21 protein-coding genes are annotated in these 18,371 nt (G+C 33.4%); 11 read left to right on the top strand and 10 right to left on the bottom strand.

The genetic code is table 11. The features are described 5' to 3' along the window. Both UH7x_RS15385 and UH7x_RS15380 read left to right on the top strand, forming a co-directional pair. On the top strand, window positions 1-432 hold the full coding sequence (locus tag UH7x_RS15385; RefSeq protein WP_482360807.1) for a hypothetical protein: 432 nt from the start codon (window positions 1-3) through the stop codon (window positions 430-432). Next, complete coding sequence (locus UH7x_RS15380; RefSeq protein WP_482360806.1) at window positions 432-728, top strand: DciA family protein; 297 nt, start codon at window positions 432-434, stop codon at window positions 726-728. Before UH7x_RS15385 ends, UH7x_RS15380 begins: the two co-directional genes overlap by 1 nt. Window positions 729-813: 85 nt before the next feature. Here the strand turns inward: UH7x_RS15380 and UH7x_RS15375 are convergent, their stop codons facing one another. After that, the gene (locus UH7x_RS15375; RefSeq protein WP_482360805.1) at window positions 814-1,233 is read right to left on the bottom strand and encodes a nucleoside-diphosphate kinase; all 420 of its coding nucleotides are present in this window, start codon (window positions 1,231-1,233) and stop codon (window positions 814-816) included. 177 nt (window positions 1,234-1,410) lie between these two features. Here UH7x_RS15375 and UH7x_RS15370 point away from each other — a divergent pair, with 177 nt between their 5' ends. The 4 genes from UH7x_RS15370 to UH7x_RS15355 all read left to right on the top strand — a co-directional run bounded on the left by UH7x_RS15370 (window position 1,411) and on the right by UH7x_RS15355 (window position 5,339). Next, window positions 1,411-2,424 (top strand): DHH family phosphoesterase, encoded by a 1,014-nt coding sequence (locus tag UH7x_RS15370; protein ID WP_482360804.1) that lies wholly within the window; start codon window positions 1,411-1,413, stop codon window positions 2,422-2,424. After that, the gene (gene gldI / locus UH7x_RS15365) at window positions 2,421-2,975 is read left to right on the top strand and encodes a gliding motility-associated peptidyl-prolyl isomerase GldI (RefSeq protein WP_482360803.1); all 555 of its coding nucleotides are present in this window, start codon (window positions 2,421-2,423) and stop codon (window positions 2,973-2,975) included. The genes UH7x_RS15370 and gldI overlap by 4 nt, the downstream gene beginning before the upstream one ends. Before the next feature lie 79 nt (window positions 2,976-3,054). Beyond that, window positions 3,055-4,197, top strand: a complete 1,143-nt coding sequence (locus tag UH7x_RS15360; RefSeq protein ID WP_482360802.1) for a peptidylprolyl isomerase — start codon at window positions 3,055-3,057, stop codon at window positions 4,195-4,197. A 74-nt stretch (window positions 4,198-4,271) separates the two neighbouring features. Beyond that, window positions 4,272-5,339 carry a DUF3810 domain-containing protein gene (locus UH7x_RS15355; RefSeq protein WP_482360801.1) on the top strand — a complete coding sequence of 356 codons (1,068 nt, stop codon included), beginning with the start codon at window positions 4,272-4,274 and terminating at the stop codon, window positions 5,337-5,339. Between the two features lie 75 nt (window positions 5,340-5,414). Here the strand turns inward: UH7x_RS15355 and UH7x_RS15350 are convergent, their stop codons facing one another. Beyond that, entirely contained in the window at window positions 5,415-6,425 is a 1,011-nt protein-coding gene (locus UH7x_RS15350; RefSeq protein WP_482360800.1) for an XdhC family protein, read from the bottom strand. A gap of 98 nt (window positions 6,426-6,523) precedes the next feature. Between UH7x_RS15350 and moaA the strand changes: the two genes are divergently transcribed. Then, the gene (moaA, locus tag UH7x_RS15345) at window positions 6,524-7,507 is read left to right on the top strand and encodes a GTP 3',8-cyclase MoaA (protein WP_482360799.1); all 984 of its coding nucleotides are present in this window, start codon (window positions 6,524-6,526) and stop codon (window positions 7,505-7,507) included. A gap of 1 nt (window position 7,508) precedes the next feature. Further along, window positions 7,509-8,729, top strand: coding sequence for a molybdopterin molybdotransferase MoeA (locus UH7x_RS15340; protein WP_482360798.1), 1,221 nt, complete (start codon window positions 7,509-7,511; stop codon window positions 8,727-8,729). 4 nt (window positions 8,730-8,733) lie between these two features. On the opposite strand, the gene UH7x_RS15335 is transcribed toward UH7x_RS15340, so the two are convergent. The 8 genes from UH7x_RS15335 to UH7x_RS15300 are packed head-to-tail and all read right to left on the bottom strand — an operon-like array spanning window position 8,734 to window position 13,857. Continuing rightward, window positions 8,734-9,513 carry a sulfite exporter TauE/SafE family protein gene (locus UH7x_RS15335; protein WP_482360797.1) on the bottom strand — a complete coding sequence of 260 codons (780 nt, stop codon included), beginning with the start codon at window positions 9,511-9,513 and terminating at the stop codon, window positions 8,734-8,736. Beyond that, window positions 9,504-10,571, bottom strand: a complete 1,068-nt coding sequence (locus UH7x_RS15330) for a ThiF family adenylyltransferase (RefSeq protein WP_482360796.1) — start codon at window positions 10,569-10,571, stop codon at window positions 9,504-9,506. The genes UH7x_RS15335 and UH7x_RS15330 overlap by 10 nt, the downstream gene beginning before the upstream one ends. Beyond that, complete coding sequence (locus UH7x_RS15325; protein WP_482360795.1) at window positions 10,568-11,164, bottom strand: NTP transferase domain-containing protein; 597 nt, start codon at window positions 11,162-11,164, stop codon at window positions 10,568-10,570. The genes UH7x_RS15330 and UH7x_RS15325 overlap by 4 nt, the downstream gene beginning before the upstream one ends. Continuing rightward, window positions 11,148-11,621, bottom strand: a complete 474-nt coding sequence (moaC, locus tag UH7x_RS15320; protein ID WP_482360794.1) for a cyclic pyranopterin monophosphate synthase MoaC — start codon at window positions 11,619-11,621, stop codon at window positions 11,148-11,150. Before moaC ends, UH7x_RS15325 begins: the two co-directional genes overlap by 17 nt. Before the next feature lie 11 nt (window positions 11,622-11,632). After that, window positions 11,633-12,340, bottom strand: coding sequence for an aspartate/glutamate racemase family protein (locus UH7x_RS15315; RefSeq protein WP_482360793.1), 708 nt, complete (start codon window positions 12,338-12,340; stop codon window positions 11,633-11,635). 9 nt (window positions 12,341-12,349) lie between these two features. Further along, window positions 12,350-12,769, bottom strand: a complete 420-nt coding sequence (locus UH7x_RS15310) for a molybdenum cofactor biosynthesis protein MoaE (RefSeq protein WP_482360792.1) — start codon at window positions 12,767-12,769, stop codon at window positions 12,350-12,352. Continuing rightward, entirely contained in the window at window positions 12,769-13,011 is a 243-nt protein-coding gene (locus tag UH7x_RS15305; protein WP_482360791.1) for a MoaD/ThiS family protein, read from the bottom strand. The genes UH7x_RS15310 and UH7x_RS15305 overlap by 1 nt, the downstream gene beginning before the upstream one ends. 42 nt (window positions 13,012-13,053) lie before the next feature. Further along, window positions 13,054-13,857 carry a DUF6503 family protein gene (locus UH7x_RS15300; RefSeq protein WP_482360790.1) on the bottom strand — a complete coding sequence of 268 codons (804 nt, stop codon included), beginning with the start codon at window positions 13,855-13,857 and terminating at the stop codon, window positions 13,054-13,056. Window positions 13,858-13,919: 62 nt separating this feature from the next. On the opposite strand from UH7x_RS15300, the gene UH7x_RS15295 reads away from it, so the two are divergent. The 3 genes from UH7x_RS15295 (at window position 13,920) to UH7x_RS15285 (ending at window position 18,288) form a co-directional block, all read left to right on the top strand. Next, window positions 13,920-14,729: a TrmH family RNA methyltransferase gene (locus UH7x_RS15295; protein ID WP_482360789.1), complete on the top strand. Its 810-nt coding sequence runs from the start codon at window positions 13,920-13,922 to the stop codon at window positions 14,727-14,729. Window positions 14,730-14,757: 28 nt separating this feature from the next. Further along, entirely contained in the window at window positions 14,758-15,984 is a 1,227-nt protein-coding gene (locus UH7x_RS15290) for a M48 family metallopeptidase (protein ID WP_482360788.1), read from the top strand. Window positions 15,985-16,083: 99 nt separating this feature from the next. After that, on the top strand, window positions 16,084-18,288 hold the full coding sequence (locus tag UH7x_RS15285) for a RelA/SpoT family protein (RefSeq protein ID WP_482360787.1): 2,205 nt from the start codon (window positions 16,084-16,086) through the stop codon (window positions 18,286-18,288). Window positions 18,289-18,371 lie beyond the last annotated feature (83 nt).

Below are 18,371 nucleotides of genomic sequence, written 5' to 3'. Positions count from 1 at the left end.
ATGAAAAAAATTGCGATTTTATTTTTGTTTATTGTCTGTGCTTGCAAAAATGAAGTACCTGAAAAAAATCTAACATTTTTGAATGGATATTGGGAGATTGAGGAGGTTATTTTCGCCGATGGAAGCAAAAAAGAATATGGTGTAAATACCAGTGTTGATTTTATAAAAATAGAAAATAGAAATGGGTTTCGTAAAAAAGTACAACCCAAATTAGATGGTACCTTTAACACTACTGATGATACAGATATAATTGTAATTACTGATAATGACGGACAATTTTCAATTAATTATACAAATGACACTCAAGAGGGTATAGCAGACCAGCGCACCGAATTGTTGGTAGAACTTACAGAAAACAAATACACGGTTCGTAATTTAGACGGATATACATATCAGTACAAGCGCTTTGAACCTTTTAATATTCAGAAATAATGGCCAAACGAAGAAATGAACATATAAACATGGGCCAGGCCTTAAACGAATTTATAAAGAAAAATAAGCTTGAAAAAGGAATGGAGAAGGTTGAAGCGAGGGATGCTTGGGTAAAATTAATGGGTAACGGAGTAAATAATTACACCACGTCTGTAGAATACAAAGACCACATATTATATGTTTCTCTTTCTTCATCGGTATTACGGGATGAATTAAGTATGGGAAAGTCAAAAATTGTTACAATGTTAAACGAAGAGCTTGGTAAAGATTTAGTTAGAAAGTTAATCTTACGATAACTAATTACGTATTACTGAAAAGTAAAAAAATCCGTCACATTTTAGGATGTAACGGATTTTAAATTTATTCCTTAATTGGAAATGTTTAGTATATTTCTCTTCCAGAAAAATGAAATGCACCTTCATTAGCTGCATTTTCATCACTATCAGAACCATGAACAGCATTTTCAGCTATATCGGTAGCGAATAACTTTCTGATAGTACCTTCTGCCGCCTCTGCTGGGTTGGTAGCACCGATTAGTGCACGAAAATCTTCTACAGCATTATCTTTTTCTAGAATTGCTGAAACAATTGGACCTCTAGTCATAAACTCAACCAATTCACCAAAAAACGGACGTTCTTTATGAATTGCATAAAATTCCTGAGCATCACGAAGGCTTAATTGAGTATATTTCAAAGCCACAATTTTAAATCCGGCTGAAGATATTTTTTCTAAAATAGCACCAATATGCCCATTTTCTACGGCATCTGGCTTAATCATTGTAAACGTTCTATTGGTAGTCATACTATAAAATTTTGGGCAAAAATACGGTTTTCAACAGAACCCACAACCTTTTCATATTATGCCTCGGTAAATAGTTTCCATAGAAGTGCGCACTTAAACGAAGCTATAATATTTGTAACAACTAGTTTTTTAAACACACCTATTTCTTAATATGTTTATAATTGTATCTTTGCGCCCATGAATTTAGAGGATATAAAAACAGTAAAAAAACTGCTATCAACTCCCCAAAAAATTGTGATTGTCCCACACAAAAATCCTGATGGCGATGCTATTGGATCTACAGTGGCCCTTTGGCATTATTTGAAAAATATGGGGCAAAGTGTAACAGTGGTCTCTCCAAATGACTTTCCCGATTTTTTAAAATGGATTCCGGGTAACGAGTATATTTTAAATTTTGAAAAAGAGAACTCCCAATCCAAAGATAAAATCGCTAACGCAACTATAATCTTTACATTAGACTTTAATCACCTTAGTAGAATAGGTCAAATGCAAGATTATTTAAGTGCTGCCAATGCTGACTTTATAATGATAGATCATCATCAGGCGCCATCAGATTATGCGAAAATCACCTATTCGGATGTGAGCATGAGTTCAACTTGTGAAATGATTTATAATTTCATGGAGTATCTTGATGATACGGATAAAATTACACCAGAAATCGCAACTTGTATTTATACCGGAATAATGACAGATACAGGCTCATTTAAATTTAGGTCCACAACAAGCAGAACACATCGTGTTATTGCTGAATTAATTGATAAAGGTGCTCAGAATACTGAAATTCATCATCAGATTTATGACACCAATAATTCCAGTAGATTAAAATTATTAGGGATTGCTTTAAATAATATGGTGATTTTAGAAGAGTATCATACTGCTTACATCACCTTATCTCAAGACGAACTTAATTCATGTAATTACAAAAAAGGTGATACCGAAGGTTTTGTCAATTATGGCTTAACCTTAAAAGGAATTAAATTTGCTGTAATTTTTATTGAAAACAGTGAAGAAGGAATTATTAAAATCTCTTTCAGGTCTGTGGGTGACTTTTCTGTAAATCAATTTGCTCGAAACCATTTTGAAGGTGGTGGTCATGATAATGCTGCTGGAGGAAAAAGTGATTTATCAATCAGTGAAACAACAGAAAGATTCACCAAACTACTAGAAAATTATAAAAAAGATTTACTATGAGAAATATAATAGCCGTGCTTCTCATACTACTAATGGTTATAAGTTGTGGAGATGGTCCAGAACCGAGGAAACCAGTAAAAGTTTCATCTGCAAATTTTTATAAAGAATCTGCAGAGCGTAGTAGAAAATTATTAGAAGCTGAAGAAAAATTAATTGAGAATTTAATTGCTTCTGATACAGCGAATACCTATGAGCATAGTGCTACCGGTTCTTGGTATACTTTTATTAAAAAAAACGAAGAAGACACAAATACAACACAAACCAACGATTTGGTAACCATGACCTATAATCTTATTTCGTTTGAAAACGACACTATTTATTCCATGCAGGATATAGGTATTATCACTTATAAAGTTGATAAACAAGATATGTTTCAAGGTCTTCGCGACGGCATAAAATTGATGAAAGAAAATGAAACTGCTACATTTTTATTTCCATCATCTTTGGCTTATGGATATCACGGAGATAATGATAAAATTGGCTCTAATATTCCATTAAAGTCGACGGTCGCCATTATAAAAGTTGAAAAACCAATAGATAGTATTCAATAATTATAATCATTGATTTAATCATATTTAACGATTAACACATCACAATTAAAACAAACAAATGATATTTAAACTTAGAAAAATGAATAGAATAATCTTTGCACTTGCCATAGCAATTGCATTTACAGGCTGTAAGAGTCAGTATGCCGATTTGGGAGATGGGCTTTTTGCTGATATACAAACTAATAAAGGAGAAATAATTGTAAAACTTGAGCAAGATTATACGCCAGTTACTGTTGCCAATTTTATTACACTAGCAGAAGGAACTAGCCCTTTTGTTAGTGAAGAATACAAGGATAAAAAATATTACGATGGCGTAATATTTCATAGAGTCATAAAAGATTTTATGATTCAAGGTGGCGACCCTACAGGTACTGGTTCTGGGAGTCCGGGCTATAAATTTGCTGATGAATTAACTGATTCATTACATCATGATAAAGCTGGAATTCTTTCTATGGCAAATGCAGGTTTTGAAACTAATGGTAGTCAATTTTTTATAACCCATAAGGCAACACCAAATTTAGATGGTTATCAGAATGGATTTAAAAAGCAATGTAAAAACCCAAGAGTAAGTTGCCATACTGTTTTTGGTGAAGTTGTTGAGGGTATGGATGTTGTAGATTCTATAGCTAATACTAAAACAGCAGCTGGAGATAAACCTATTGATCCTGTTACCATGAAAACCGTTTCAATCATTAGAAATGGTAAAGCCGCTAAACAATTTGATGCCGTCGAAGTAATGACAAATTATTTTGCTGCTGAGGAAGCTAAAATAGCTGCTTTTAATAAAATGAAAGCAGATTTTGTGACTGAGATAGCTGAGCAAAAAACAAAAGCTGAAGAATTACCATCTGGTTTATTGGTAATTAAGTTAAAGGAAGGCACAGGTGAAAAACCAAAATTAGGTCAGAATGTATTAGTGGATTATGCTGGATATTTAACCGATGGCACTTTGTTTGATAGTAGTTATGCTGAGGTTATGAAAAAATACGGCAATTACGACGAGAATAGTAACTATTCTCCATTACCTGTTGAATATAGCTCAGATGCTAGAATGATTGCTGGTTTTAAAGAAGCGGTATTAAGCATGAAAATTGGTGATAAGCTACGTGTTTTTATACCTCCTCATTTAGGATATGGTGCACAAGGTGCAGGAAATGTAATTCCACCAAACGCAGATTTAGTTTTTGATTTAGAACTCGTTGGGTTAAATCAAGCTGACTAAAACTAAATAACAGAAAGAGGTTTGTAAGGCAAACCTCTTTTTTTATACTGTATGTTTAGCTAAATGAATTCTCAATGAAATACTATTTAAAAAGTATACTAGCGTTTTCACTGCTTCCTCAAATTTTATTGGTGAAGTACTTAGCAAATAAACCTGATTGGATTGAAAAATATTACAGTAATGGACTCTATCCGTTTTTAAGTAATTTATTTAGAAAGTTTTTTGGTTGGTTACCATTCGCTGTAGGTGATGTTTTTTACACCCTCCTAATTCTTATAGCATTACGATATCTAATTCTAAATCGAAAGAAAATAAGATATAATATATATCCTTTTGTAAGAGATGTTATTATGGTTTTATCAATAGCCTATTTTACTTTTCATCTTTTATGGGGTTTAAATTATTATAGACAACCCATAAATCAACATTTAGGCCTAGAAGTTACCTACACTAAACCAGAATTAATTGCACTTACAAAATCGTTAATTCGCAAATCAAATGAAATCCATTTTCAGATTTCTGATGATACTGCCGAAATAGTGACTATCCCCTATTCGAAAAGTCAGATATTAAAAATGTCTAAAAACGGATATCAAAAACTTAGCATCATCTACCCTGAATGGAAATATGATTCGCCAAGTATTAAAAAATCATTATTCAGCACTGCACTTACTTATATGGGATATGGTGGTTATCTGAATCCGTTTACCAATGAAGCACAAGTTAATGGACGAATGCCAAAATTTAGAGACCCCTTTATAAGTAGTCATGAAATAGGCCATCAAATAGGGTATTCTGCGGAAAATGAAACAAATTTTATTGGTTATTTAGCGGCAATTAATAATGAAGATTTATACTTTCAATACTCAGCCTACACTTATGTAATCGGGTATTGTTTAAATGATATACAGGCCAACGATAAGGAGACATTTAATGAATTATATGGGCAATTAAATCCTGGAATTTTAAAGAACTATCAGGAGGTTACCGACTTCTGGATGGCGCATAAAAACCCTTTAGAGCCTGTTTTTAAATCTATTTTTAATTCATTTTTAAAAGCAAATAATCAGAAAGATGGAATCGAAAGTTATAGTAAAGTAGTAGCCTTGCTAGTTAATTATCATCAGAAATATCCTTTATAAAGATTACTCTTCAATTGAAGCATGTAGGGTTTAATATATTTTATTCTCAATCAAATAAAAATATTAGTATTCTTTTTAACTATGAATACCTCCAAATTTATCTTTTAATAACATCGGTTTCTGGTTACGTATAATTGATAATATTTCTGCCAGTATAGATACTGCTATTTCTTGTGCCGTTTCTGCTCCAATATTAAGACCAGCGGGGCCATATACTCTTTCTAAGAGCTCTTCATTTATATCTGGATATCGCTCAATTAGTTCGTTCAATAATTTCTCACGCCTTTTTGAAGGGCCCAGAATACCTAAATAAAAGGGTAGAGTGTCTTTTAATGCCAGTAAATATTTAAGGTCACGAACATAACTATGTGTCATCAAAATAACGGCAGTATTCTCATCAATTATATCAGCTGAAAATAATTCTGGTTCCACAGCAATCATTTGTTTTATTCCAGGGAAATCTTCTTTAGTCTTTTCTTCTGCTGCCGAAGCGATAACCGATACTTCCCATCCTGTGTTTGCCGCATAAATACCTAATTGTACAGCATCGTGTTCCGCTCCAACAATAACCAATTGGAAGCATGGTAATTTAATTTCCTCGAAAATCGAAAACTTTTTTTCTCTTTCAATAGCCTTATGAACTAGATAGTCCTTATCAGAAAAATTGAATAATGTACCTATCTTTTGATTTTCACCTTCTTCCTTAACATAATAAGAACTTACATTGAAATTTTTTCGTGTAGCTATTATTTTTTCAAATGCTAAAATGAATGATTCTGTTGGTTCAAAAGGTTCAATTAATATATATAGTATTCCCTCACAACCTAAACGATAACGACCATCATAAGTCATCATCTTCGCAATGCTTTTTTTAAAAACACTTTGCGATTGCTGCAGAATTTCTTTTTCAACACATCCACCACTAACTGCCCCGGTCATCTGTCCGTCTTGCCGAAGTAACATTCTTACTCCAGGCTTTCGATATGACGATCCATCTAAAGCTACAACAGTAGCTAATGCAGTTTTCAGATTTAATTTTTTTGCAACTAGAAAAGCCGCAACTATATTTTTAAGTTCATGAGTCATACCTAAGGCAAGTTATTAAAATAAAAGGTTTACAGTAGTAATTAACATGATGATTCTGTCGAAAGTTCGTAATTTGCACATTCAGAAATTAATAACAAGTGAACGATTCTTACAACAGGCAAATAGATTATGTTCGCATCGCCGTAACAGACCGATGTAATCTGCGCTGTTTCTATTGTATGCCAGCAGAGGGTATTATATATGAGCCAAAAAAAGAATTGCTGAGTTATGAAGAAATCACACGTATTTTAAAAGTTTTAGGCGGTATAGGGTTTAAAAAGGTACGATTTACTGGTGGTGAACCCTTTCTTCGTAAAGATTTTATGCAGCTATTAGAACATACGTCTTTAATAGAATCTTATGATTCCATTCATATAACTTCCAACGGTACACTTTTACAAAAACATATAAAACGGTTAAAAGAATTAGGCATAACTAAAATCAACCTAAGTATTGATTCGTTGAATGCAGAGCGCTTTCATAAAATTACACGTAGAGACGATTTTGAAAAAGTAATGCAGACTTTCCATTTATTAGTAGAAAATGGATTTTCAATCAAGCTTAATGCCGTAATTATGAAAGGTATTAACACCCAAGATATCATTGATCTTGCAGAACTTACCAAAGATTTTAAAGTCGATGTTCGGTTTATAGAAGAGATGCCTTTTAACGGAGGTTATAAAGAAAATCTTGAACTGTATTCTGCGAAAGATATTTATGCTGATTTAAAAGAGCATTTTCCAAAATTAAACGAATTACCTGGTAAACATGGTGATACGGCAAGTTTACTTTCCGTAGATGGTTACAAAGGTAATATTGGTGTGATTGCTGCATTCTCTAGGACTTTCTGTAACACTTGTAATAGATTACGTATTTCAGCTAAAGGTGAAATTAAAAGTTGCCTGTATGATGATGGCGTCTTTAATATTCGCGATTTTATTCGTTCTGGTGTTTCTGATGTCGAACTAGCAAATAAATTTTCTGAGATTATTCGATTGAAACCTAAGGATGGATTTGAAGCTGAAAAAATGCGCAAATCTCCTAAATCAGCATTGCAAAGTATGAGTAGTATTGGAGGATGATATGGAGAATACATTTATCACTTACGAAAAAGCACTTTCTATTCTAGATGAAAATACTAGTGTATTTAAAATAGAGAAAAGACAAATTCAAAATTGTATTGGTGCATACCTTGCTGAAGATTTAATTGCAGACCGACCCTTCCCTCCTTTTGACCGGGTTACCATGGATGGAATTGCGATTGTTTATGAACAATTTGAAAACGGGCAACGCGACTTTCTAATTGAGGCAACCGCTGCAGCTGGCACACCACAGAAAACATTAAAAGTACAAAACAGTTGTATTGAAGTTATGACTGGCGCTGTTTTACCTAAAGGTGTGGATACAGTTATTAGATATGAGGATCTAACTATCAATGAGGTAAACAATATTGCAACTGTAAATATTGATGCCTTAAAATTTAAACAAAACGTACATTTTAAGGGTATAGATATCGCTAAAGGAAATGTAATTGTTTCTAAAGGAAAGCAATTATCTAGTGCAGAAATAAACATAGCTGCTACTGTTGGTAAAGCTGAATTGAAAGTTTTTCAATTACCCAAAACTGTTATAATTTCTACTGGTGATGAACTGGTACCTGTAGAAGAAGTTCCTGAATTACACCAAATCCGAAAGTCTAATGTCTATGGAATTCAGGCAACTTTAAGAGAATGGGGTATTCTTGGTGAGCTTAAACATTTACCAGACAACAAGGAGGTAATGCTTAATACTATTGCTGATTTACTTGAGAATTTCGACGTACTTGTTTTTACCGGAGGAGTTTCTAAAGGCAAGTTTGATTATCTCCCCGAAGTTTTACAAGAATTAAAAGTCCAAAAACATTTTCACAAAATTCAACAGCGCCCAGGCAAGCCATTTTGGTTTGGGACAAATGAAGCTAACAAGAAAATTTTTGCTCTTCCAGGGAATCCTGTTTCGTCTTTTGTTTGCACCTATATTTATATTCAATATTGGCTTCAAAAATCTTTAGGTCTAAAAGAGAAAACACTTTATGTTCAATTAAAAAGTGACATTGAGTTTAAACCAAACCTTGTTTATTTCTTGGAGGCATCGCTTGAAAGCAACGCGCAAGGCATTTTATTAGCAGCCCCCATAAAAGGGAATGGTTCTGGTGATTTTGCCAATTTAACGAATACTGATGGCTTATTAATTCTTCCCCAAAACAAAAGTGACTTTAAAAAAGGTGAGGTTTATCCTTTTGTTCGCTTTCGGAATATTTTTTGAGAATTTAAAAAGTAAATTGCAATCCATTTATTAATAGTACCCGCACCCCAACCATTAATACCAAAGCAGCAGTAATTAATTTAATACTCTTACCAGTAAATTGATTCAAGCTCATTCGCACTCCTAACTGTCCTCCTATTAGTACTGCCACTATTAATGCTGTAGCTTCAATCCATGGTATTTCGAATGTACCCTTAGTTAATAAACCTCCAATACCCGAAATTGAATTTACTAGAATAAAAAAACTTGCCAAGGCCGCAATTTTTATAGATTTATCCCATTTCATATAATTAAGTATAGGAGCTAAAAATATACCACCACCTATACCAACTAATCCAGATAACAAACCAATACCAGCTCCTAATAAATACGTAACATACGATGGATAATTAGGATTAACCTCATCAGATGAATTAGCGGTTATCGATTGAAAAAATAATGCTACCGCCGAAATAATTAAAGCTGCACCAAGAATTATAAAGAAAATATGTTCTTGCAATTTAAAGCGAGCACCAATAAAAGCAAACGGAATACTGGCTAATATAAAGGGAAGAAACTTCTTAAAATCTATATAACCCTTTCTATAAAACAAATACGTACTACCTGAAACCACTATTAAATTACATACTAATGCAGTACTACGAATAGCGAAAAAGCTAGCAAAAACAAGTGTTAATATTGCCAAATAACTAGATCCACCACCGAAGCCAACTGAAGAGTATAATGTAGCAACGATAAAGAAACTTATTGCTAAAAAAATTAGTTCAGGTATGGTTAAGAGCATGTCGCCAAATACTGATTTAATCCACCCGAAACATTATAAAAAAATGTTTTAGGATATTCTTTTCGTAATCTTTTGAAAGCGATTTCACTTCGTTTTCCAGATTGACAAAGCAAATAAACTGGATTTGTAAAATCTATTTTATTTGAATTTTGCTCAATAGTATTTAAAGGAATATGTATACTTTCTGATAAGTGAAAATCTTCATACTCTTCAATGGTTCTTAAATCAATTATTTGAGCTTGCCTTGATATTAACTCTTGAATTTTATCAGCAGAAATCGATGGTATTATTTCACAAGGGTCTTGCCAATTATAAGAATCTTGTAATTTACAAATCAATAAGTTATCAGGGCGCGTCTTAAACTTGATCTTTTGATACGATTGCTCAAGTGCACTGAAAATCAATAATTTTCCAGATAAAACTTCTCCTATTCCTGTGAGTACTTTAATAGTTTCTAATGCTTGTAAATTTCCAATTATACCTGGTAAAATTCCAAGCACACCATGTTCATTACAATTTGGAACTTCATCTGCTTTTGGCATATCCGGAAAAAGGCAACGATATGTAGGTCCATCTTCGAAATTAAAAACACTTACTTGTCCTTCAAAACCATGTAAAGCTCCGTATACAAATGGCTTTTTTAAAATAACACAGGCGTCGTTCACCAAATAACGCGTTGGGAAATTATCAGATGCATCAACAACCACATCATAATCAGCAATTATTTTTAAGGCATTTTCTTTTACCAAAAAAGAATTATGCAATATTATTTTTGTGTTAGAATTCCGAGCTTTTAATTTTTCATAAATGGCCTTAATTTTTGGTCTCCCAATATCAGACTCCACATATATCACTTGTCGATGTAAATTACTTTCAGATACCACATCTTGCTCCACAATGCCCAAAGTACCAACTCCCATTGCATTTAAATAAGTTAAAACAGGAATTCCTAAACCACCTGCACCAATCACTAAAACTTTTGCATTAGTTAATTTTTGCTGTGCTTCAGGGCCAAAACCTTTTAAAATAGATTGTCTGTTGTACCTACCAGAATTCATGTTATTGAAATTTTTGCTAAAGCCACTTGATAGTCTTCCACTGAATTCGCATTCAGAATTACATTTTTATTTTCAGGAAAAACAAGTTTCGTATCGTTATTGATTAAAAATTTACGCGGACAACTACCATTACCTGCCTCTAAATATGTAATTGCCTTTTGAAGCGCTAAAGGCTCCCAAATAGCACAAAGTGGTTCCGGTAGAGGATCTTCATCATTAGCGAAAGCTGTTGCATATTTTTCAGGATTACGGCCTTCAATTAATTCTTTTAACGCAGGTAAATCTATTAAAGGTAAGTCGCACGCTAGAATTAACCATGCAGCATCCTTATCAAAATTGTGTGCTGATAAAATCCCATTAAATGGCCCTTTAAAATTATCTTCATCAGTTATAGTAGCAAATCCATAGGGTGCCTCTTTTTCTTGTTCAGCTCTTAGACTAATGAAAGTGTTTTCACATACTTCACTTAACAATTGATATAAATGCTCGCGTTGTGGCGTATTGTGATACTCTATAAGTCCTTTATCTGTTCCCATTCGGGTACTTTTCCCGCCAGATAAAACTAGTCCATTTAATTTAGCGATTGAAGTCATTTTTACCTCCTGATTTTTGTTCCAATTGTATTTCAGATATTGTAATATCATGCGATAGCGCCTTACACATATCATAGATAGTTAAGGCAGCAACAGAAACTCCTGTTAGTGCTTCCATTTCTACACCTGTCTGCTCATTACATTTTACATGACAAGTTATTTGCAATGCATTTTCTATCGGAGTAATATCAATTTTTATTTTTGATAGATTGATTTGATGACATAGCGGAATCAATTCTGACGTTTTCTTTACTGCTTGAATGCCGGCAATAACTGCGGTTTGAATTATACTTCCTTTATGACCAAGAAAGTCTTGACTAGCAAGCTTATCAAAAACATCAGCAGGAAATAGAACCTTCCCTGATGCAATGGCATTACGTGCGCTTGCCTGCTTATTAGAGACATCTACCATTGAGGCATTACCGGCCTCATCTACATGTGAAAGTTCTTTTGACATTTTTAAATCTATTAATTTACATCAACCGTATTCAAAGCAAAAGCTACAGCTTTTTCTGCATGAATTCGTGTGGTATCAAAAGTTGGAATAGAAACATGCTCGGGTTCTATTAAAAGTGGAATTTCTGTACAACCCAAAATAACTCCCTCTGCTCCTTCTTTTACAGCCTCATATATAATTCGAACATATTGCCCTCGAGAACCAGCATTAATCTTTCCCTGTACCAACTCCTCATAAATTACGTTGTGCGTGATTTCCCTATCTTCTTCATTTGGTATAAGCACTTCAATATTAAATTCTTGAGCAAGAATATTTCTAAAAAAATCTCTTTCCATAGTAAACTTAGTACCTAGTATAAGCACTTTACTTAACCCAGCATCTTTTATTTTCTCTCCAGTAGCTCTTGCAATATGCAGTATTGGTATGTCAACAGCATTGATTACAGCATCGCTGCTTAAATGCATAGTATTAGCACAAATAAGTAAAATTTCTGCCTTGGCATTCTTTAAGTTTGTGGCAGCCTCAACCATTTTTTCATCTAAGGCATCCCAATTATTTACCGCTTGCAAAGCATGTATTTCAGAAAAGTCTACGGATTCAATAGTACACTTTGCTGAGTGAAAGCCACCTGAAATCTCACGGACTTTTTCATTTATAATTTTATAATACATCTGGGTAGACTCCCAACTCATACCTCCAATCAATCCAATTTTCTTCATAATTAATTTTTAAGGATGTGCAGAAACCCAGACGGTTTTATTTTTGAAAACTTCTTTTTTCCAAATCGGAACCGTTTCTTTAAGTGTATCAATCATAAATCTACATGCGGTAAAACATGCATCTCTATGTCCTGATGAAGCACCAATAACCACTACTGGCTCTTCAACACCTTTGATTCCTACGGCATGACGAATAACAACTTTATTTAACTTCCACTTTTCTATAGCTTGATCTGCAATTTTTTGCATCTCTTTAATTGCCATAGCTTTATATGTTTCAAATTCTAGTGAAACAACTTCCTCATTATTCGTAAAATCGCGTACGGTACCAACAAAAACACAGATACCCCCACTTTTAGGGTCTGATAGTTCTTTATATACACCGTCAACATTTAATACATCGACTATTTCTATGATAGATTCTTGCATCAGCCTCCGCTTACTGGTGGAATAATTGCAATTTCGTCTCCTTCATTTAAAACTAAATCGTCAGCTGCATATTCGCTATTTACAGCTACGGCTAGCGATGATAGTTTTGAAAAATCTGGATACTCATTTGCTAAAAGTAATTTTACTTCTTGCACCGAATTAGGCATAACCAGTTCTTGCGATAAATCAATTGTAGATTTACCCACTATATCCTTAGCAATACCAAATAGCAACAATTCCATATGATTATAAAATAAGGCTCAATTTACTTAAAAAATACCGATTTACTTAGTCTTTGTGACCACTTTGGCATTTTCAGGAACTTCATAAAATTCACTTGGATTTGCATTTTTACTGATATTAACGTTTTCGAAATTCACCGTTTTTTGAGGCTCAGTCACCTTTTTATTTTCACTCCCATACCAAGTAATTGAGTTTGGCAGTGTCAAACCACCAACATTAGTCCAATCATTATATCGGATCCAACTAAAATTATCTGACTTTTCACCGCTTCTATAACTTACTGTATAACCTAACCAAACCATTTGAAACGTTTCTGGGTTATAATATAAACGATAATCATCTTTTGATGAAACACCAACACCATCATCAAAAGAAATTCCAATACCCGGATAACTATTGCCTTCAAATTCTAAATTTTCAATTTCTGAATAATTTATTCCATTATCACCAAAAACAAAAGGCATACTATAAAAATAAAACATCAAATTATGATAAAAAATTGGATCGCCTTTATAAGAATCACTTTCGTCTAATAGCCAAATATCTGTTCCATTTGAACCCATTGTCAATTTAGGAGTTTCAATTTTTTCTTTTCTAGAATATAAATCTATTGTCTGCGTTTCAGCATCATTTGGTTTTGGTAAGGTAAAGGTTAATGTTCTATAACTTTTCCACAAATTTAGTCCTCCATGCGCTTCAAAAACTTTCTGAATAGTGGTTAATGAGCTATTGGTTTTCTCTTTAATTGCTACACTTTTGTTCTCTTTACTATGTATTTCTTGTTTAGTACTTTCTTTGCAGCTCAAAAACATCAATACTACGATAATCGATAAAATTTTATTCATTTTTGATATTTAGATTGAATACCGTTGGTCGCTCCCCTTTACTTTTCTTTACATTTGTTCAGATGAGTGAAATTAAACAAATCAGTAGTATTCAAAATCCTTTAGTAAAGAAAGTTCTTTTACTGAAAGAAAAATCTCGTGAACGCAAAAAAAGTGGACTATTTGTTCTAGAAGGTTTACGAGAGTTGCAATTGGCACTCCACGGAAGTTATCAGATAAAAACCATACTATTTCAGGAAGGTTTAATTAACATTGAAGCTATAGCGAATTTGTTTGATAATGGAAGAATGCCTGAAATTATTTCAACTACAAAAGCTGTATATCAAAAATTAGCCTATAGAGAAACTACTGAAGGTATTATTGCAGTAGTTGAATCTAAGGATCACGGATTAAGTACTTTAAAGTTGGAAAAAGACAACCCATTAATACTTGTTCTTGAAGCCCCTGAAAAACCAGGAAATATTGGTGCCATGTTACGCACAGCTGATGCGGCAAATATAGATGCTGTTATAATTGCAGACCCAAAAGGTGATTTGTACAACCCCAATATAATTCGTTCGAGCGTCGGTTGCGTATTCACTAACACCATTGCGACAGCAACTTCACAAGAAGTTATTGATTTTTTAAAAGAAAGAAATATCGCAATTTATACAGCCTCATTACAAGCATCAAAAAACTATGTTACTATCGATTTTAAAGGCCCGACAGCCATCGTAATGGGTACAGAATCTACAGGATTAACAGCTACTTGGACAGACAATACCGACCAAAACCTAATTATTCCCATGAGTGGTCAAATAGACTCAATGAATGTATCGGTATCAGCAGCAATACTTATCTTTGAAGCGAAAAGACAGCGTAATTTTAACTAAACACTGCTTTCCCTCTTAAATCTAAAATTTGAACTACTTCTTCTACATTATTATTGCAATTTTAATTTTTCAATTCGCACTTGAAACAGTAATGAATTATTTAAATGCGAAACACTATGGAGACCCCGTACCAGAAGAATTGTCTGATGTTTTTGACGAAGAAGAATATCGTAAATCTCAGAATTATAAACAGACGAACTATAAGTTTGGAATCTTAAGTTCATCATTTTCTATTCTTTTGACTTTGGCATTTTTACTTTTTGGAGGCTTTGAATGGGTAGACCAGTTTGCACGTAGTATCACAGATAAACCAATTTTAATTGCCTTAATATTCTTCGGAATTATTATGATTGGAAGTTCTGTAATAACAACACCTTTTTCATATTATCAAACCTTTGTTATTGAAGAAAAATTCGGCTTCAATAAATCGACACCTAAACTTTTTTTTATTGATAAAGTAAAAGGATGGTTAATGCTTTCAGTTGTAGGTGGTGGAATTTTAGCACTTATTCTTTGGTTTTTTCAATGGGCAGGCAGTGATTTTTGGTTATATGCATGGGCGCTTGTTGCTGTGTTTTCAATATTTATGAATTTGTTTTATAGCCGATTAATTGTACCGCTTTTCAATAAACAAACTCCACTTGAGGAAGGTGAATTAAAAACAAAAATTACTACCTATGCAGAAAAAGTTGGTTTTGAACTGAATAATATATTTGTAATCGATGGTTCTAAAAGATCAACGAAAGCCAATGCATATTTCTCCGGTTTTGGGCGCGAAAAAAGAGTAACATTATATGACACCTTAATTAATGATTTAAATGAAGATGAAATTGTTGCAGTTCTTGCGCACGAAGTAGGACATTACAAAAGAAAACATATCATCTTTAATATGGGCGCTTCCCTTTTATTAACAGGGGTAACACTATTTGTACTTTCTCTATTCGTGAATAATCCTGATGTTTCTCACGCAATAGGGGTCTCGCAATCTAGTTTTCATGCTGCATTAATTGGCTTCGGAATTTTATACAGTCCCATTTCAGAATTAACAGGATTGATTATGAATTATCTCTCTCGTAAATTTGAATTTCAAGCAGATGATTATGCGAAAAACACCTTTACTAGTCAACCCCTAATCACTTCACTAAAGAAACTTTCTAAAAATAGTTTGAGTAATCTTACTCCACATCCGGCTTTTGTATTTATGCATTATTCTCATCCACCATTAATCGAAAGAATACGAAATCTGAAGTCATAATATGGCTTCAACATACCAGATTAACTTTTATCGTATTAAATTACAGTAGATGTAATTTTTGTTGTGTACTATCAAAGATCGGCGTATTTTTAATATAGTATGACGCAAACCGCTATAGAACAAGAGAATAAAGAAATTGCCAAGCAATACAAAGAATTGTTGGGCATCAGCTATCAGACGCTTTCTGAAGATGATAAAAAGCTGATACGCTCTGCATTTGAAGTTGCCGTTGATGGACACAAAAATCAACGCAGAAAATCAGGCGAAGCTTATGTGTTTCACCCTATTGCTGTTGCTAAAATTGTAGCTTCAGAAATTGGATTGGATGCAACTTCTATTGCTTCTGCGCTATTGCATGATGTTGTTGAAGACACCGAATATACGCTTGACGATATCGAAAGAATGTTTGGTGAAACCATTGCCAGAATAGTTGATGGATTAACCAAAATAGCCCACCTAAAAAAGGATACAAGCACCTCACAACAAGCAGAAAACTTCAGAAAAATGTTGCTTACTTTGAACGATGATGTTCGGGTAATTATCATTAAAATCGCAGACCGATATCATAACATGCTTACCATGGATGCCATGCCTGAACATAAGCAAGTTCAAATGGCTTCGGAGACGCTCTATATCTATGCACCGCTAGCGCATAGAATCGGACTTTATAATATTAAGACAGAACTTGAAGACCTAAGTTTAAAATACACGGAGCCTGATGTATATACAGATATTGCAAGTAAAATTGAAGAATCTAAAGAAGAACAACAGGCATATATTGATGCATTTTCGGGAATAATTGACGATTCATTAAAAAAGGAAAAACTCAACTATTACATCAAAGGCCGAATGAAATCAATTTTTTCCATTCGGAGAAAAATGAAAGCGCAAAATGTCAACTTCAATGAGATTTATGACAAATTTGCTATTCGAATTATTTATAAAGCAGATTCTCGGAATGAAAAATTTATTGCTTGGAAAATCTATTCTATTGTTACTGACCACTTCACTCCGAACCCTGTTCGTTTAAGAGATTGGATATCATCACCAAAATCTACAGGTTATGAAGCGCTTCATATAACTGTAATGGGACCCAAAGGGCGTTGGGTTGAAGTTCAAATTCGAAGTGAACGAATGCACGAAATTGCTGAAAAAGGTTACGCAGCACATTTTAAATATAAACATGGAGACCAAGGAGAAAAAGGCATAGAAATCTGGCTGAATAAATTACAAGAGGCTCTTGAAAGCTCAAATACGAATGCTGTAGATTTTGTTGAAGAATTTAAATTGAACCTGTATTCTAAAGAAATATTTGTTTTTACTCCAAAAGGGGAACTAAAATCTTTGCCTAAAGGAGCTACTCCTTTAGATTTTGCTTTTAATGTACATACCGAAGTTGGTCTCAGAACTAGAGGTGCAAAAGTTAATGGAAAACTTGTACCATTAAATACCACGCTTAATAGTGGAGATCAAGTAGAAATTATGACCTCTGATCAGGCGAAACCAAATCAGAACTGGTTAGATTATGCAACATCTGCCAGAGCACGGGCAAAAATAAAATCTTCCTTACGAGAAGAGAAAAAATCTATTTCCCTAGAAGGAAAAGAAACACTGCGGAGAAAATTAAAGTCTCAAAAAATAAAATTGAATGAAGATTCAATAAATAAAATGGTAGCCCATTTTAAGTTAAGTACTAGTCTTGATCTTTTCTACCGCATAGGCATTGGAGTTATTGACAATCAAATGATTAAAGATTTCGCGTCATCATATAACAATGCATTTATTAGTTTCTTCAAAAATAAAATGCGAAGAAGCCCTGTACAAGAAAACATTGACAAGGAGGAAATTACCTCTAAATATGATATGTTAGTTTTTGGTAAGGAGGAAGAAAAATTAGAATATACTTTATCTAAATGCTGTAACCCAATACCAGGAGATAATGTATTTGGATTTATAAGTGTGAACGAAGGAATAAAAGTACACAGCAAAAATTGTCCTAATGCCATTTCTTTACAAGCACATTACGCATATCGTATAATTAATGCACGTTGGATTGACTCATCACAAGAAGAATTCAAAGCTGTAATACAATTAACAGGTATCGATAATCTTGGACTTGTTAGTGAGATTACCGAAGTAATCTCCGACAATTTGCATGTAAATATGCGTAATTTAAATTTTAGTACAGATGGTGGAACCTTTACAGGTAAAATAACTGTTGTGGTTAAAAACAAAGCCATGATTAAAATTCTTACTGAGAAATTGAAAGATATTAACGGTATCGATAAGGTGCGAAGGCTCTAGTTTTAGGTAAACCCTATAAATTATACAATTTTACGTTGAAAACTTTCATATGCCCTCCCTAATCTATATTGAAATATAGCCGT

Source organism: Aurantibacter sp. UH7 (assembly GCF_056839165.1).
The sequence above is the reverse complement of the archived record's forward strand: the minus strand, read 5'-3'. Positions and strand labels throughout refer to the sequence as shown.

Coding starts and splice junctions, on each gene's coding strand:
- UH7x_RS15385 (WP_482360807.1), top strand. CDS start 1: ATGAAAAAAATTGCGATTTTATTTTTGTTTATTGTCTGTGCTTGCAAA.
- UH7x_RS15380 (WP_482360806.1), top strand. CDS start 432: ATGGCCAAACGAAGAAATGAACATATAAACATGGGCCAGGCCTTAAAC.
- UH7x_RS15375 (WP_482360805.1), bottom strand. CDS start 1,233: ATGACTACCAATAGAACGTTTACAATGATTAAGCCAGATGCCGTAGAA.
- UH7x_RS15370 (WP_482360804.1), top strand. CDS start 1,411: ATGAATTTAGAGGATATAAAAACAGTAAAAAAACTGCTATCAACTCCC.
- gldI (WP_482360803.1), top strand. CDS start 2,421: ATGAGAAATATAATAGCCGTGCTTCTCATACTACTAATGGTTATAAGT.
- UH7x_RS15360 (WP_482360802.1), top strand. CDS start 3,055: ATGAATAGAATAATCTTTGCACTTGCCATAGCAATTGCATTTACAGGC.
- UH7x_RS15355 (WP_482360801.1), top strand. CDS start 4,272: ATGAAATACTATTTAAAAAGTATACTAGCGTTTTCACTGCTTCCTCAA.
- UH7x_RS15350 (WP_482360800.1), bottom strand. CDS start 6,425: ATGACTCATGAACTTAAAAATATAGTTGCGGCTTTTCTAGTTGCAAAA.
- UH7x_RS15340 (WP_482360798.1), top strand. CDS start 7,509: ATGGAGAATACATTTATCACTTACGAAAAAGCACTTTCTATTCTAGAT.
- UH7x_RS15335 (WP_482360797.1), bottom strand. CDS start 9,513: ATGCTCTTAACCATACCTGAACTAATTTTTTTAGCAATAAGTTTCTTT.
- UH7x_RS15330 (WP_482360796.1), bottom strand. CDS start 10,571: ATGAATTCTGGTAGGTACAACAGACAATCTATTTTAAAAGGTTTTGGC.
- UH7x_RS15325 (WP_482360795.1), bottom strand. CDS start 11,164: ATGACTTCAATCGCTAAATTAAATGGACTAGTTTTATCTGGCGGGAAA.
- moaC (WP_482360794.1), bottom strand. CDS start 11,621: ATGTCAAAAGAACTTTCACATGTAGATGAGGCCGGTAATGCCTCAATG.
- UH7x_RS15315 (WP_482360793.1), bottom strand. CDS start 12,340: ATGAAGAAAATTGGATTGATTGGAGGTATGAGTTGGGAGTCTACCCAG.
- UH7x_RS15310 (WP_482360792.1), bottom strand. CDS start 12,769: ATGCAAGAATCTATCATAGAAATAGTCGATGTATTAAATGTTGACGGT.
- UH7x_RS15305 (WP_482360791.1), bottom strand. CDS start 13,011: ATGGAATTGTTGCTATTTGGTATTGCTAAGGATATAGTGGGTAAATCT.
- UH7x_RS15300 (WP_482360790.1), bottom strand. CDS start 13,857: ATGAATAAAATTTTATCGATTATCGTAGTATTGATGTTTTTGAGCTGC.
- UH7x_RS15295 (WP_482360789.1), top strand. CDS start 13,920: ATGAGTGAAATTAAACAAATCAGTAGTATTCAAAATCCTTTAGTAAAG.
- UH7x_RS15285 (WP_482360787.1), top strand. CDS start 16,084: ATGACGCAAACCGCTATAGAACAAGAGAATAAAGAAATTGCCAAGCAA.